The sequence below is a fragment of the Verrucomicrobium sp. genome (assembly GCA_028283855.1).
Lineage (GTDB): Bacteria > Verrucomicrobiota > Verrucomicrobiia > Methylacidiphilales > GAS474 > GAS474.
In genome coordinates this window covers 1,340,485-1,353,749 of the sequence record JAPWJX010000003.1, presented here as the reverse complement: position 1 = coordinate 1,353,749, position 13,265 = coordinate 1,340,485, and the positions used below count along the sequence as shown (strand labels likewise).

16 protein-coding genes are annotated in these 13,265 nt (G+C 64.3%); 3 read left to right on the top strand and 13 right to left on the bottom strand.

Annotation, left to right across the window (positions count from 1 at the left end; genetic code table 11):
- Positions 1 to 25: 25 nt before the first annotated feature.
- On the top strand, positions 26 to 412 hold the full coding sequence (locus tag PW734_07975) for a hypothetical protein (protein ID MDE1171128.1): 387 nt from the start codon (positions 26 to 28) through the stop codon (positions 410 to 412).
- A 54-nt stretch (positions 413 to 466) separates the two neighbouring features.
- On the opposite strand, the gene PW734_07970 is transcribed toward PW734_07975, so the two are convergent.
- The 5 genes from PW734_07970 to PW734_07950 are packed head-to-tail and all read right to left on the bottom strand — an operon-like array spanning position 467 to position 4,560.
- On the bottom strand, positions 467 to 832 hold the full coding sequence (locus tag PW734_07970) for a hypothetical protein (GenBank protein MDE1171127.1): 366 nt from the start codon (positions 830 to 832) through the stop codon (positions 467 to 469).
- Positions 833 to 836: 4 nt separating this feature from the next.
- On the bottom strand, positions 837 to 1,145 hold the full coding sequence (locus PW734_07965; GenBank protein MDE1171126.1) for a response regulator: 309 nt from the start codon (positions 1,143 to 1,145) through the stop codon (positions 837 to 839).
- A 23-nt stretch (positions 1,146 to 1,168) separates the two neighbouring features.
- Positions 1,169 to 2,983 (bottom strand): ATP-binding protein, encoded by a 1,815-nt coding sequence (locus PW734_07960; GenBank protein MDE1171125.1) that lies wholly within the window; start codon positions 2,981 to 2,983, stop codon positions 1,169 to 1,171.
- A gap of 34 nt (positions 2,984 to 3,017) precedes the next feature.
- The gene (locus PW734_07955) at positions 3,018 to 4,352 is read right to left on the bottom strand and encodes a sigma-54 dependent transcriptional regulator (protein MDE1171124.1); all 1,335 of its coding nucleotides are present in this window, start codon (positions 4,350 to 4,352) and stop codon (positions 3,018 to 3,020) included.
- Between the two features lie 13 nt (positions 4,353 to 4,365).
- On the bottom strand, positions 4,366 to 4,560 hold the full coding sequence (locus tag PW734_07950; GenBank protein MDE1171123.1) for a DUF1328 domain-containing protein: 195 nt from the start codon (positions 4,558 to 4,560) through the stop codon (positions 4,366 to 4,368).
- Positions 4,561 to 4,829: 269 nt separating this feature from the next.
- On the opposite strand from PW734_07950, the gene PW734_07945 reads away from it, so the two are divergent.
- A complete protein-coding gene (locus PW734_07945) occupies positions 4,830 to 6,206 on the top strand; it encodes a UTP--glucose-1-phosphate uridylyltransferase (protein ID MDE1171122.1) in 1,377 nt (458 codons plus the stop codon).
- 83 nt (positions 6,207 to 6,289) lie between these two features.
- Here the strand turns inward: PW734_07945 and PW734_07940 are convergent, their stop codons facing one another.
- Both PW734_07940 and PW734_07935 read right to left on the bottom strand, forming a co-directional pair.
- On the bottom strand, positions 6,290 to 6,985 hold the full coding sequence (locus PW734_07940; protein MDE1171121.1) for an FKBP-type peptidyl-prolyl cis-trans isomerase: 696 nt from the start codon (positions 6,983 to 6,985) through the stop codon (positions 6,290 to 6,292).
- 46 nt (positions 6,986 to 7,031) lie between these two features.
- Positions 7,032 to 7,733, bottom strand: coding sequence for a DUF502 domain-containing protein (locus PW734_07935; GenBank protein ID MDE1171120.1), 702 nt, complete (start codon positions 7,731 to 7,733; stop codon positions 7,032 to 7,034).
- A gap of 78 nt (positions 7,734 to 7,811) precedes the next feature.
- On the opposite strand from PW734_07935, the gene PW734_07930 reads away from it, so the two are divergent.
- Positions 7,812 to 8,279 carry an 8-oxo-dGTP diphosphatase gene (locus tag PW734_07930; protein MDE1171119.1) on the top strand — a complete coding sequence of 156 codons (468 nt, stop codon included), beginning with the start codon at positions 7,812 to 7,814 and terminating at the stop codon, positions 8,277 to 8,279.
- Here PW734_07930 and PW734_07925 read toward each other — a convergent pair.
- The 6 genes from PW734_07925 to PW734_07900 form a co-directional block, all read right to left on the bottom strand.
- Positions 8,276 to 8,614, bottom strand: coding sequence for a glutaredoxin (locus PW734_07925; GenBank protein ID MDE1171118.1), 339 nt, complete (start codon positions 8,612 to 8,614; stop codon positions 8,276 to 8,278). The two genes, PW734_07930 and PW734_07925, sit on opposite strands and share 4 nt — an antisense overlap.
- Positions 8,615 to 8,701: 87 nt before the next feature.
- Entirely contained in the window at positions 8,702 to 9,091 is a 390-nt protein-coding gene (locus tag PW734_07920) for a hypothetical protein (GenBank protein ID MDE1171117.1), read from the bottom strand.
- A gap of 17 nt (positions 9,092 to 9,108) precedes the next feature.
- Positions 9,109 to 9,273, bottom strand: coding sequence for a hypothetical protein (locus tag PW734_07915; protein ID MDE1171116.1), 165 nt, complete (start codon positions 9,271 to 9,273; stop codon positions 9,109 to 9,111).
- Positions 9,274 to 9,464: 191 nt separating this feature from the next.
- Positions 9,465 to 9,944 (bottom strand): hypothetical protein, encoded by a 480-nt coding sequence (locus PW734_07910; protein ID MDE1171115.1) that lies wholly within the window; start codon positions 9,942 to 9,944, stop codon positions 9,465 to 9,467.
- A gap of 60 nt (positions 9,945 to 10,004) precedes the next feature.
- Positions 10,005 to 10,877 (bottom strand): deoxyribonuclease IV, encoded by an 873-nt coding sequence (locus PW734_07905; protein ID MDE1171114.1) that lies wholly within the window; start codon positions 10,875 to 10,877, stop codon positions 10,005 to 10,007.
- Positions 10,874 to 13,258, bottom strand: coding sequence for an AsmA-like C-terminal region-containing protein (locus tag PW734_07900; protein ID MDE1171113.1), 2,385 nt, complete (start codon positions 13,256 to 13,258; stop codon positions 10,874 to 10,876). Before PW734_07900 ends, PW734_07905 begins: the two co-directional genes overlap by 4 nt.
- Positions 13,259 to 13,265: the final 7 nt, after the last annotated feature.

Sequence of the window (13,265 nt, the reverse complement as noted above, 5' to 3'; positions counted from 1 at the left end):
GGGAGCCCGGTTCAATCGGGCAACTATGAAACATTCCCTGCGTTTGACCTGCGCCTTCCTTCTCACCGCCGCCATGGCCTTGGCAGGCATCGGCGCCGCCTCCGCCCAGACCAAGACCCCGGCCACCGCCGAAAGCGGCCCCCAGGAGCGGATCGACCGTCACGTCGAAAAACTCACCGAAAAACTGAACCTGACCGCCGCCCAGCAGGCCCAGGCGCGGACGATCTACACAAACGAGGCCCAATCGGCCAAAGCCATCAAGGCCAACTCCGGCCTCTCCAAGGACGAAAAAAAGACGCAGTTCAAAAGCCTGCACCAGCAGACCCGCTCCAAGATCGACGCCATCCTGACCCCCGAGCAGAAGGAAACATTCGCCAAGACCGGCCACCATCACAAGGCGGCGCAGGAGTAACCCGGGCACCGCTTCCAAGAAAAAGCCGCCCCGGTTTCCGGGGCGGCTTTTTGCTTATTCGTCCTGGCCGCTCAAATGCTCGAAGAGCCAGCGCGCCCGGGAGGGATCTTTCCACTCAGAGGAGGGAACGGAGGGCCGCAGCACCCGCAGATAGTAATCCTCCGCCCCGGAGAAGTCCTGGCTGATCTCGCAAAGGATTCCCAGGAGGAGGAGCGCCTCCTCCTGATGGCCGCCCCCGTCGATTAGTTGCTGAAGAAGCTCCCGCGCTTCCTTATAGCGGTTTTCGAAAACGTGATACTTGGCCAGCTGGAGCTTTTCCGCCGCCGTGAAAGGGCGGCCCGGCGCCAGCGGCAGGGCGCGGGAGAAGTCGAACCGGCCCAGCACTTCCTGCAGGGAGGCGCGGAGCTGCTCCGGCGTCACCGGCTTAGTGAGGACAATCCAGCGTTCCCAGGCGGACGGCCTGCAGGACGGTGTCCGTGGTGGCGTGGGCGCTGACCATGACCGCGGGGATGCGGAGGCCGGCCTCCTGCAGCTTGGCCAGGGTCTGGAGGCCGTCCATTCCCGGCATCCGCAGGTCGATCAGCATGACGTCATACGGCGCCTTGCGGGCCTTTTCCACCGCCTCCATGCCGTTGGCCGCCTCCTCCACCTGCCACGCGTCGGACAAGAGCCCGTAGCGGAAACTCAGCCGGATGTTGGGCTCGTCGTCGACCACCAGAATGCGCTTAGTCATAAAACTTCTCCTTCGGATTCTTTCTAATTTTTGCCGTCGAGCGGCAGCTCACAATAAAACTCACTTCCGCCCTGCGCGCCACTGTGAACGCCGATGCGGCCCAAATGGGCCTGCACGATCTGGCGCGCGATGGAAAGGCCGATGCCCGCTCCGGTCTTCGGCCGCCCGGGCACGCGGAAGAACTTGTCAAAGATCCGCCCCTGGAACTCGGACGGGATCCCCTCCCCCTGGTCCTCCACGGAAAAGCGTATCTGGTCTCCCGGGCGCCTTTCGATGCCCAGGCGGACGGTGGCGCCGGAGGGGGAGTGCTTGATGGCATTGTCCAGGAAGTGAGCCAGGACGTGCTTCACCCGGGCGCGGTCGATCATCATGCTGGGGAGGCCCTCCTTGCCGGCCTCTATCACCAGCCGCACGTGATGGCGGTCCGCGGCGCTTTCCGCCTCTTGGACGACCTCCCGGCCCAGCTCCTCGGGGGCGACGAGGTCGTAGTGCAGGTTGTGGCGGCCGTCCTCCAGCCGGGCGAGGTCTAGCAGGTCATTCAGCGTGCGGAGCAGCCGCTCCGCGTCCTCCCGGGCGACGCCCAAAAGGTCGGCCTGCTTGTCCGTCAACGCGCCGATCTTCCGCTCCATGAGGATATGGAAGGCCATGCGGATGCTGGTCAGCGGGGTGCGCAGCTCGTGGCTGACGGTGGAAATCAGATTGGTCTTCACGTCGTCCATCAGGCGGAAGCGGGTCATGTCCTGAAGAACGACGGCCAATCCGTCCATTTCCCCGTGCTGGCCGCGCATGACCAAGACGCGCGGAAGGAACGATTTCTCCTGCTCGTTGACGCGGTAAAAGAGCGTGTCCCGGAAGGAGGACGGGAGGTAGTCCAGGCCGGTCTCCAGCGCCTGGGTGATCCGGTCCGCCATTTCCGGCGGCAGCCCGTCGCCGAAACCCAGCTCCTCCCCGAAGCGGAGCGCCGCCGGATTGCGCAGGGTGATGCGCCGCTCCCGGTCGATGACGAAGATCGGGTCCGGGAAGGCGGAGAGCGTCGCCTCCATGGTATGGTTGAGCTTGAAGATCCGTTCCGAGGTGGTTTGACGATAGGCGCGCAGCTGGGCCGCCATGGTGTTGAAGGAGGAGGCCAGCTTGCCCAGCTCGTCCTCGGAAAGGACCGGCGCGCTGATGTCCAGCTGCCCGGAGCCGATGCGTCCCGTAAAATCGGTCAGCACGCGGATGGGCTCCAGGACGGCGGACCCCATCCGATAGGAGGCGTAAATGGCCACGGCCAGCGCCAGGCCCATGGCCAGGAGCAGGAAATGAATGGAGTCCTTCGCGTGCTGGCGGGCCTTGCGGTCGGCGTCGAGCATCGCCTCTTCGTTGAAGGAGAGGAGGCGGTCGGCCGCCTCGCTGATGAGAAGGGTGGAGTCCTGGATCCGCTGCATCATCAGCAGGCTCTCCGTCTTGTCCCGCGTGCTGGCGGCAAAGAGCCTCCCATAAAGCCTCAAGTAAGTGTCGAGCGCGCCGTCCAGGCGGCGGGCGGCCTCCGACTCGGCCGCGGGCATCGGCACGGAGCGCAGCTCTTCGACGGCGGCGTCGATCGCCCGGTGATTGTCGTCGAAGGCGGCCTTGTCGAAGCTGGGCAGCGCCTCCGGGCTGGGGCTGAAGTAGGTGCTGTTGATCCGCAGCGTGGCAACGCGGATATCCTCAATCGCCTTGATGGCGCGGTAATTGTTGTCCAGCACCCGCTTGACCGCCGGGCCGAGGCTGTCCAGGAGCCACACCGCGTAGCAGCCCACCGCGAGCAGGAGGGCCATCAGCGTGACCATGCCCAGGGAAAGACGCCATCTCAGCATCGTCTTGGGACCGGTTGAGAAAGGAGAAACATGGTCAGAGGCTTAGCTTCTTGCGCTTGCGGTAAAGGGTGGCCGGATCGATGCCCAGGGTCTTGGCCGCGGCGTCAAAGCTGTGGGACTTCGCCAGGACCAGGCGGATGTGTTCCCGCTCCAGCTCGTCGAGCGTCGCCTGCGCGCCTAGGTTAAGGGACGCCTCCCCCTGCGTCAGGTGGATGGCGTCCGGCAGGTCGGAAAGGCCGATCTTTTCCCCGTTGCAAAGAATGACGGCCCGCTCCACCGCGTTGCGCAGCTCGCGGAGGTTCCCCGGCCAATGGTAGCGGCGGATGCAGTCCCGGACCTCCTCCGAAAAGCCGGAAACCTTCTTGGCCGTCTGGCGGGCGAAAAATTCGAGGTAATTGTCCGCGATGGTCATCAGGTCGTGCGGGCGCTCGCGCAGCGGCGGCATGTGCAGGGTGATGACGTTGAGCCGGTAGAAGAGGTCCTCGCGGAAGCGCCCCTCTTTCACCCCGGCGGCTAGGTCCCGGTTCGTCGCGGCGATGATGCGCGCGTCGGCGTGGCGGGGCTTGTTCTCCCCCACCCGCTCGTATTCCTTTTCCTGGAGGAGGCGCAGGAGCTTCGGCTGGATCTCCATCGGCAGCTCGCCGATCTCGTCCAGGAAGAGGGTGCCGTTGTCGGCGGCGGCCACCTTGCCCCACGTGTCGCTCACCGCGCCGGTAAAGGAGCCCTTCAGGTGGCCGAAGAGCTCGCTCTCCAAAAGCTCCCGGGAAAGGCTGGGACAGCTGACGGTGACGAATGGCTGGTCCTTCCGCAGGCTCCGCTGGTGGATGGCGCGGGCTATGACGCTTTTGCCCGTGCCGCTTTCCCCCAGGATGAGAATCGTGGCGGGCGTCGCGGCGGCGCGGAAGGCCGTCTCATAGACCGCCTGAAGCAGCGGGTCCTTCGTGGTCAGGTCGGCTTCCGGCGTGCTCTTGGAGATGCGGTTCTCCAGATCGGCGATCTTCCCCTCCAGCCGCCGGGTCTTCTGGACTTTCTGGATGACCTGCCGGAGATGCTCCGGGGTAAAGGGCTTTGGGATGTAATCAAAGGCCCCGCGCCGCATCGCTTCCACCGCCGTCTCCACGGAGGCAAAGGCGGTGAAGACCACCACCGGCAGCTGGGCGTTGATCTTTAGGATCTGCTTGAGGATGTCGAGGCCGTCCTCCCGGCCCAAGCGCAGATCCAGGAAAACCAAGTCGTAAGATTCCTCCGCCATCTTGCGCAGGGCCAAATGGCCGCTGTCCACGGCGTCGGCTTCATGGCCTTCCACCTGGATCGCCAGGAGGGTGGTTTTGCGAATGGCGGTTTCGTCATCGACAATGAGGATACGCATGAGGGGGGGGAATTTAGGAGGAGTGAGGGCGGGAGAGATAGCAGGAGAAAAGAAGAAGGACGCCGAAGATGACGGCCAAAATCTGTACAATGCCGCTGGCCGTGCCCGCCCAGCCGCTGAAACCCAGCGTCGCCAAGACAATGGCCGCGCCGCAGAGGAATCCCTCCCATTCCGGAGGGGATTTGATGCATCGCAGAGATTTCTTCACACCCCTTTACAAGCCGGGGTCATGCCATTTGCACGACATATTTCACAACTCGTTTCTTATTAATAATATGAATATAGGAAACATTTAAAAAACGATGAGAAAGAGCGATGGCCCCATGCACATTGCAACAAATGAGACCGCAAAACGGGCATTTTCCACGAAAAAAATTTGGAGTCGGAAGAGTTTGAAGGAAATTAGGAGCCTTGCCTCCCCCATCGGGAAGGGCCAAGGTCAAACGAACACCCTTTATTCGCGTTGGATATAAAAGAATGGCTGATTTCTCCCTTTTCGCCCGTTTGATGGAAGGCTCAGGCGCTTCCGCCGCCGCCATCTCCTCCTTCCGCCGCAGTTACGAAGCCCTGGCCCGGGGAGAAACAGGCCAGATCCCGGAGCCTTCCATAGAAGCTCTCGCCTCCCTGCCGGTCCATCAGCCGGGCAAAGAGAGTTCCAACCGTTCCCTTCTTTCCCAAGCCTGCATTCTAAAACTCAACGGCGGCCTGGGCACCGGCATGGGACTGGAGCGGGCCAAGTCCCTGCTGCCGGTCAAGGAAGGGCTGACCTTCCTGGACCTGATCTGCCGCCATGTCCTGCGGCTCCGGAAGGGGGGAGACGGGCCTGGCTTCCTCCTGATGGACAGCTTCACCACCAGCGCCGACACCCGCGCCTTTCTGGCGGAACGCTACCCCTCCCTGGGCGGCCCCGAAACCTGGGAGCTGCTCCAAAACAAGGCGCCGAAAGTCGATGCCGCCACCCTGGCCCCGGCCCAGGCGGCCGATCCCGATATGGCCTGGTGCCCCCCCGGCCACGGCGACCTCTACGCCGCGTTGGCGGGCAGCGGACGGCTCGCCTCCCTCCTGGAACAGGGCTTTCGCTACCTCTTCGTATCCAACGCCGACAACCTGGGAGCCACCCTGGACCCGCTCCTGCTGGAGCGTTTCGCCGCGTCCGGCGCCCCCTTCCTCATGGAGGTGACGGAAAGGACGGAGGCCGACCGCAAGGGAGGCCACCTCTGCCGCGACCGCGCCACGGGACGGCTGCGGCTGCGGGAAATCGCCCAATGCCCGCCGGAAGACCAGGCCGCCTTCGGCGACATTTCCCGGCATCGCTTCTTCAACACGAACAATCTATGGATCGACCTGCGGCAGCTCCGCGCCGCGTTGGAGGCCGGGCAAGGCTCCATCGCCCTGCCGGTCATCTTCAACAGGAAGACCGTCGATCCGCGCGATCCCGCCTCCCCTGCCGTCATCCAGCTGGAAACGGCGATGGGCGCGGCCATCGAGGCCTTCGAGGGAGCGGAAGCCGTCGTCGTCCCCCGCACCCGCTTCCTGCCGGTGAAGACGACCAACGACCTTCTGGCCCTCCGCTCCGACGCTTACGCGCTGGAGGAGGAAACGCTCCGCCTAAGGGCGGAAGCCCTGCCGCTCATCGACCTGGATGGGGCTCACTACAAGCGGATCGACGATTTCGACGCCAAGTTTGCCGCCGGGATCCCCTCCCTGCGCTCCTGCCGCCGCCTGACGGTAAGGGGGCCTGTCCTCTTTTCCTCCGGCGTCCGCCTGCAAGGCGCGGTGACGGTAACCAACCCGCGGCGTGAGGACGCCCCCCTCCCCCCCGGCGCTTACGCCGACCGGGAGGTCACTCTCTAGGTCGCGTTAACGTAACGACCCAGGCCCTTGGGGCACAAAAAAACCGCGGCCTTTACTGACCGCGGTTTTTCGATTTGGGGCGCTTAGTCGATCTTCAGCAACTCGACCTCGAAGACGAGCGTCGCACCGGGAGGAATGACGCCGTTGCCCGCGCCCTGCTCGCCGTAGGCCAGCTTGGCGGGGATGAAGAACTGGTACTTGGACCCTTCGGTCATCAGCTGAAGCCCTTCGGTCCAGCCGGGGATGACGCCGTTGACGGGGAAGGTGGCGGGCTCGTTGCGCTTGTAGGAGCTGTCGAATTCCTTGCCGTCGATCAGGGTGCCGCGGTAGTTGACGGTGACGGTGCTGGTGGCGGACGGCTTCTTGCCTTTGCCTTCCTTCTCAACCTTGTATTGGAGGCCGCTGGCGGTGGTCTTCACGCCGGCCTTCTTCTCATTCTCTTTCAGGAAGGCCTCGCCGTCGGCGGCGTTCTTGCTGGCGGCGGCCGCGTCTGCCTTGAGGCGGTCCTTCATGAGCTGCTGCTGCTTGGCCAGCATGAGGGACTCGATTTCGTTGATGGCCACCTTGGGCTTGGCGCCGGACTGCGCGTCGGCGATGCCCGCGGCGACCGCCTGCGCGTCGACCTCCAGGCCCTGCTGTTTCATGCTCTTGCCCAGGTTCAGGCCGATTCCGTAGCTGATTTTTTGGTCGTCGGTTTTAATAGTGGCGCTGTTTTGCCTGCCGCAGCCGGCAAAGAAAAGAGGAATCAGCGCGATCAGGAGGAGGGTGGAGCGTGCCATAGAGGGGCAGAATCTAGGCAGACCCCGCCTCAACCGCCTAGCAAAATCAGGCCTGTCCCTCGGGCACGGGCGCCGTGGCGGCCGTGATGGGGGAGATTAACCCCATGGAAATGACCATCTTAGTCATCTGCTCCCCGGTCAGCCAGGGAGCCAGCTGGACCTTCTCCTCCGGCACGGCCAGGACGAAGCCCGCCAAAGGGCTCGGCGCATTGGGAACGAAGAGGATGACCTGGGCCGTCCCCTCCGGGTCGACAAACCGGCCCGTGACGAAGCCGAAGAGCTTGGCCTCGCTCCCCGGCAGGGTGATGTAGGCGACTTGCCGGAAGGGGTTGCCCCCCGCGGACGGGTCGCCGCCGATCTGCTGCACCGCCTGCACGGCTTGGCGCAGGGCCTGGTAAATCACCTTCACCACGGGAATGCGCAGGAAGATGGTTTCCAAAAAGTGGAAGAACCGCTGGCCGACGAGGTGGCTGGCGACGATGCCGATCAGGAAGATGAGGAGCAGGGTGACGGCGAAGCCGGCGCCGGGGATGGTCCCCTCATGATGGGCCAGGAAGTAATCGGAGCCGGGCAGGAGGTGGTTTTCCACCAGGGCGCGGATGTAGCGGTCGGCCGGGCCGTTCACCACGTTGTAGACGAAGCGAATGATCCAGTAGGTGAGGAGCACCGGCAGGACGGTGAAGAGGCCGGTCAGAAAGCGGTTCCGCAGCCAGGAGAAGAAGGGTTTGGTTTCGGGAGTCGGTTCCACTTTCCTTTTTCTAAAGCTTGTCCAAGGCTTTGGAAAGGCCGCGTTGACGCTTCCCTCCGCGAATGGCAGGAAGGCGGCATGCATCTGCGCTGCGTCCTCTGCTTTGCCGTCCAGCCCGGGCGCATTCTCCTCATCGAAAAGCGGCGCGGATTCGGCGCCGGGAAGGTGAACGGCCCGGGCGGAAAGATCGATCCGGGCGAGACGCCCCGCCGGGCCGCCATCCGGGAGATGGAGGAGGAAATCGGCGTCCGCCCCGTGGGCGTCCGGCGGGCGGGGGAGCTTTACTTCCGCTTTGCCGACGGGATGCGGATCGACTGCGTCGTCTTCCGCGCCGACGGGATCGAAGGGGAGCTGAAGACGACGGAGGAGGCGATCCCCTTCTGGTCCGCCTGGGAGGACATCCCCTACGACCGGATGTGGCAGGATGACCGGCACTGGCTGCCCCTCCTGCTAAACAAAAAAAGCGGCCCCTATTTCAAGGGCCGCTTCTTCTTCGAGGGCGAGACGATGCGGGAGTGGAAAGTAACTACGGCGTCGCCGCGTTAGAAATTCACCTTCACCGCCGCGGGGGGCACCATCTCATGCGCGCAGGGCTGGTTGAGGGGGACGCCGGTGTCGGTGGCGTCCGGCTGGACGACGCCGTTGGCGACCATCCAGGCTTCCAGCTCCTCGCCGCTGATGTCGGCGAGCATGGTGCCGTTCACTTCAACGCAGGGGGAAAGGGGCTGGCCGCTCTTGCGGATCATTTCCTCGCGGTTTTCGATGACGTTGATGATGTCTTTGTCTTCGTAGGGCAGCTTGTATTTGGCCAGGACGGCGCGAACGCCCATGCTCCAGCCGCAGGTGGGCTTCAGGTAGGCGACGATGTTCGGGGTGCTCATGCTTTTCAGGATAGGACGGCGGACAACGAATCCAACCCCTATTTTAAGCGGGGATGACGGGGGGCGGAGGGCTTCCGCGCCGCCGGGTTAATTTGTGGGAGAAGGCGTCACGCTCCAGTTAAGCTGGACGCCTCCGGCGCCGCCCTGCGACTTGTTGACGGAGAGGGAGCCCGTCGGCGGGGGAGTCGAAGCCGTGTTGATGGCGATGTCGCTGAGATCGGCCCAGGCGCCCTGCCAGTTGGATAGGATGCTTCCAAACGCGCCGTAGGTATTGGTGCTGGCAAGGCCGGAATTGGAGCAATGGACAATGAGGCCGTTGGTGGTGAGCAGGCTTGCGCCGCTGCCGTAGCCGATGGAACCGCCCGACCATAGATCGGTGCCGGAAGTGCCATACACGCTCTGCCCTTTGAGAGAGGCGGCTTTCGCATGGATCGGCACCCAGACAAAAACCAGCGCCAGCATGAGGGCGAACGTCACGCTTGCCTTCAAAAACTTCATTGCACCCTCCATTCCACCCGCACGTTGGCGTCGGGAGTCGAGCGGCACGCCAACACGCCGACGGGCACTTCCACCGCCTGGTTGACCGTTAATTCGTTGAAGTCGACCCAGCTGCAGCCGGGCGTCGTCGAACTATTGCCGCCCAAGGCGTTAATGATCATCCCATTGGAGGTCATCAAAGTCGGGGAGTTGGGATTGCCGTGGCCGGAGGTGGCTGTGTACCCCACAAAATTCAAATTCGCATAAATCGCGTTCCCCTGGATGACTTGCGCGGCGCGTCCGGGAGCCGGGAAAGCCAAAACCGCCGACAAGACCAGCAAGCGGACCGCCCAATCCAATTTTTTCATGTGCGTCACTCCGTTTTCCAGTTCAAGGCCACTTTTTCCTGCCCCGTCAGGGCACAGGCGAGGCTGCCCAAAGGAGGGGTTGTGGAGGTCGTGTTCTCCGTCAAATCATTCAGATCAAGCCACATCCACACGTATCCGTCCGAGGGAACCAATTGCGATCCAAAAGAGGCCGAGGTGCTCACTTCCCAGCAAAGCAAGCCGTTGCTGGTCACCTGATGCACGGTGGAGCCGGCATAGGAGCCGGGGTTTACGTTGTTCACGAAGGCGCCGATGGTTTCCACCCATCCGCTGCTGCTGGAATAACCCACGTAGGAGGCGTCCCAAGGCCCGGTACGAGTCGAGTTTAACGTGTAATAGAAATTGGGAAATCCTCCCGTGTAAATCGTCCTGCCGGCCACGGCCTGCGCCGCATCGCTCGACTGGATGCCGAGAAGTAAAGTTGCCATCGCCACTAAGGCAAAATTCGTCCATCCGATCGCCTTCATAATTTTAGAGGAAGCATAAAATAGACCAAAAAAAAGTTTCCCGATATTCCTCGCTATCAATTACTTAATAGACGCGTAAAGTTTCTTCCAGTTCTCAACGTCCTCGGCCATTTCTTCTTCTTTGGGCGTTTCCAGGACCATGGGGACGTCCCGCCAGCGAGGGTCGGCGACGATTTGGCGGAAGGCCTCCAGGCCGATCTCCCCTTCCCCCAGATGGTCGTGCCGGTCCTTGCGGGAGGCGAAGGGGACTTTGGAATCGTTCAGGTGGAAGGCCAGGAGCCAGTCCTTGCCGATGACTTTCTCGAACTCGGCCATGGTCTTCTTGTAATCGGCGGGGGTGCGCAGGTCGTAGCCGGCGGCAAAGAGGTGGGCGGTGTCCAGGCAGACGCCCAGGCGCTTCTCCCCGGCTTTCCCCGCGCGGTCGATGAGGGCGCGCAGGTGTTCGAAGCGCCAGCCCAGGTGGCCCCCCTGCCCGGCGGTGACCTCCAGGGCGAGGCGGACTTTGTGCCCCTTGGTGGCCTGGATGACTTCCTTCAGGCGGGTGCTGATCCGCTCCAGGCCCGCCTCCTCCCCGTCGCCGCCGTGGCTGCCGGGGTGGTGGACGACGAAGGGCAGCCCCAGCGCCTCCGCGCGGTCCAGCTCCGCCACCAGGGAGGCAACCGACTTCTCCACCATCTCCGGGTTGGCGGAGCCGAGGTTGATGAGGTAGCCGCTGTGGCCGAAGAAGAAGATGCCGGACTTGTCGGCGGCCTGGCGGAAGGCCTTGGCCTCCTCCGCCGGAAGGGCCGGGGCCATCCACTGCTTGTTGTTTTTGACGAAGATCTGCGCCGCGCTGAAGCGGACGGCCTGCGCGCGTTCCACCGCGCGGGCCACGCCGCCGGCGATCGAGGTGTGGGCGCCGAAGCGGCGCCCCTTGAAGGGGTCTTTGCTCATAGGATCTTGGACTTCCAGACGGGGTTCTCCAGCGTGCCGCTCCCGTGATATTCGAAAAGCTTGCTGACCGGGAAGAGGAGGAGGCCGACGATGCCGCGCACGTTGACGCGGACGTCGAAGTCGAGGGCGTTGCGGACGTAGTCCGCCTGGCCGTTGCCGATGGCGCTGAAGGTGAGGCTGGAGATGGTCAGGTCGTCGGTGTGGAGGACGCCGTCGGCGATCTTGAAGGTGCAGCTGCCGTGGTCGGCCTTGCTGGCGCCGAAGCCGGGGATGATCGCCCCCACCAGGTTGGAGAGGCCGCCCAGGAAGGGAATGGAGAGGATGTAACCGTTCTCCACGCCGATGGAGCCGTCCCCGGTAAAGGAGGACAGGTTCCCCAGGATGCCCGCCAGACTCATCTGGAGGGTGACGGTGCCGCTGGCCTGCTCGTTCTTGTAGAGCTTGGACATGGCCTGGTGGAAGTCGCCGCCGTCCAGCTTGAAGGAGGCGCGCAGAGAGGGGTCCTTCGTCTGGAAGCCGACGCCCAGGGTGCCGTTTAGCTTTCCGTCGAAGAGCTGCCCCTCGTCGCAGCGCAGGGAGAGGGAACGCCCCTCGACGCGGAGGCGGCCCTTGGCCTTGGCGATGTCCAAAGGATACTTGTAGAGCATGTAATGCAAGGTGCCGGGGGAGTCGAAGTCGACGACCAGGTTCGTCTCCAGCTTTTCCCGGTCGTCGTTGAGATCGACGAGGCCGGAGAACTTCGCCTTCGGCGGCTTGTCGAAGCGGTAGGGGGCGACGTAGCCGGCGAACTTGTTTCCCAGCGCGGGGGCGACGGCCTGCAGGTCAACGTCGGCCGCCAGGCCGCCGATGCGGACGATGCGGCGGCCGAAGTCGTCCTGGAACTCCCCGCGCACGGTCCCCTCCGGGCGGCGGACGGTGAAGTTCTTCAGCCCCAGGACAAGGTCCTGGAAGGTGAAGTCGGTTTCCAGCGAATCCAGGGCGATCTTCTTGTAGGAGCAGTTCTCCACCTTGGCGTGGCCGGAGAGGAGCCACTGGCGCGGATCGTTGCCGGAGCCGGAGACGGTGATGGAGGCCACGGGGCCGGCGACGTTGAAGTGGAGGCTCTCCAGGAAGCGGTCAAAGGCCGGGCTGACCAGGCCGGTGAGAAGGGTGATGTCCAGGTTGGAATCGAGCTTCGCCCGCATGGAGGGAATGGCCCGGTCGTAGAGGGCGTCGAGGCGGACGGACCCGCGGTCGCTCTCCAAAACGGCGGTGGGAATAAAGAGGCGCTGCCCGTCGCAGGCGATCGGGATGACCAGGCGGCGGAACGGCGCGCCGCCGTAGGTGAAGTTCTCCCAGTCGACGTCAGCCTGCATTTTCCAGTCCGGCTTGGCGTCCTTCCAGCTGCCCTCCGCGTGGCCGCTGAAGACGGGCAGATCGCCGAAGTCGAGGCGGCTGACCGCCTCCCCCGCCCGCCAGGGCAGCGCCACGGCCAGCGGGGTGAAGTCGAGGTCGCTGTAGAACTCGGCGTGGGCGCGCTGCTGCTTGAGGTCGGCCTCCCCCGTCACAGTCAACGCGCCGCGGGAGAGCTGCACGGTCAGAGCCGAAAGGGTGGCCACCTGGTTGGCATAGGCCGCCTCCGCCCCGATCTCCCGCACCAGCGCCCCGGAAAAGCGGACGTCGTGCCCGCTTAAGACGACGCGCGCCGTGGCGTCGAGCGGGGAGGCGGTGGGCACGGTGAAGTCGATGTGGAGGCGCAGGGGGTGCTGGGGGTCGAAGCGGCCGGAGATATCCTCCGCCTGGCGCCAGGCCGCCTCCAGCCGCTGCGCGTGGAGGCGGGCGGCATCGGGATCGTCGGGAACTTTAGGGCGCGGCAGCGGGCCGTTAAGGAGAATGGCCCCGCGCAGGCTGACCAGGAGGTTGAGGATGCGGGCCTCCGCGGAACGGACGACGAGGCCCTGGGAATTGAACTCGATATGGGCGTGGACGTCTTCCAGGGCGGCGGTGGTCCGCTCCGTCAGGGGGAAGCGGACGGTGGCATTGCTCACCTCCGCGCTTTGCAAAAAGGGCCGCCCCTGCCACCAGGAAAACCAGCCGATGCCCAGCCGCACCCGGCTGACGCCCACCAGAAGGTCGTCCTGCGCCGGGGTCCGGTAGACGCGCACGTTCCGCGCGATGACCGCCCCGGCGGGGTCCAGGAGGACGCGGCCGATGGAAACGTTGAGCCCCCGGGCCCGCAGTTCCCGCAGGAGGTAATTCTTCACCTGCGGCGGCAGGCCGTAGAAGCGCAGGATCAGGAATACGGCCAAAACCCCCAGCGCCACCGCTCCCAGGGTGGAGAGGCTCAGCTGGGCCAGGAAGCGGCGCAGCCGGTGCCAGGCCGTCAGGGTGACGGCCTCCATGTGGCGC

What these genes read in the sequence shown, in the direction of transcription:
- PW734_07905 (MDE1171114.1), bottom strand. Translation starts at nt 10,877, where the DNA reads ATGAGCAAAGACCCCTTCAAGGGGCGCCGCTTCGGCGCCCACACCTCG.
- PW734_07930 (MDE1171119.1), top strand. Translation starts at nt 7,812, where the DNA reads ATGCATCTGCGCTGCGTCCTCTGCTTTGCCGTCCAGCCCGGGCGCATT.
- PW734_07945 (MDE1171122.1), top strand. Translation starts at nt 4,830, where the DNA reads ATGGCTGATTTCTCCCTTTTCGCCCGTTTGATGGAAGGCTCAGGCGCT.
- PW734_07915 (MDE1171116.1), bottom strand. Translation starts at nt 9,273, where the DNA reads ATGATCATTAACGCCTTGGGCGGCAATAGTTCGACGACGCCCGGCTGC.
- PW734_07965 (MDE1171126.1), bottom strand. Translation starts at nt 1,145, where the DNA reads ATGACTAAGCGCATTCTGGTGGTCGACGACGAGCCCAACATCCGGCTG.
- PW734_07900 (MDE1171113.1), bottom strand. Translation starts at nt 13,258, where the DNA reads ATGGAGGCCGTCACCCTGACGGCCTGGCACCGGCTGCGCCGCTTCCTG.
- PW734_07975 (MDE1171128.1), top strand. Translation starts at nt 26, where the DNA reads ATGAAACATTCCCTGCGTTTGACCTGCGCCTTCCTTCTCACCGCCGCC.
- PW734_07940 (MDE1171121.1), bottom strand. Translation starts at nt 6,985, where the DNA reads ATGGCACGCTCCACCCTCCTCCTGATCGCGCTGATTCCTCTTTTCTTT.
- PW734_07925 (MDE1171118.1), bottom strand. Translation starts at nt 8,614, where the DNA reads ATGAGCACCCCGAACATCGTCGCCTACCTGAAGCCCACCTGCGGCTGG.
- PW734_07910 (MDE1171115.1), bottom strand. Translation starts at nt 9,944, where the DNA reads ATGAAGGCGATCGGATGGACGAATTTTGCCTTAGTGGCGATGGCAACT.
- PW734_07960 (MDE1171125.1), bottom strand. Translation starts at nt 2,983, where the DNA reads ATGCTGAGATGGCGTCTTTCCCTGGGCATGGTCACGCTGATGGCCCTC.
- PW734_07955 (MDE1171124.1), bottom strand. Translation starts at nt 4,352, where the DNA reads ATGCGTATCCTCATTGTCGATGACGAAACCGCCATTCGCAAAACCACC.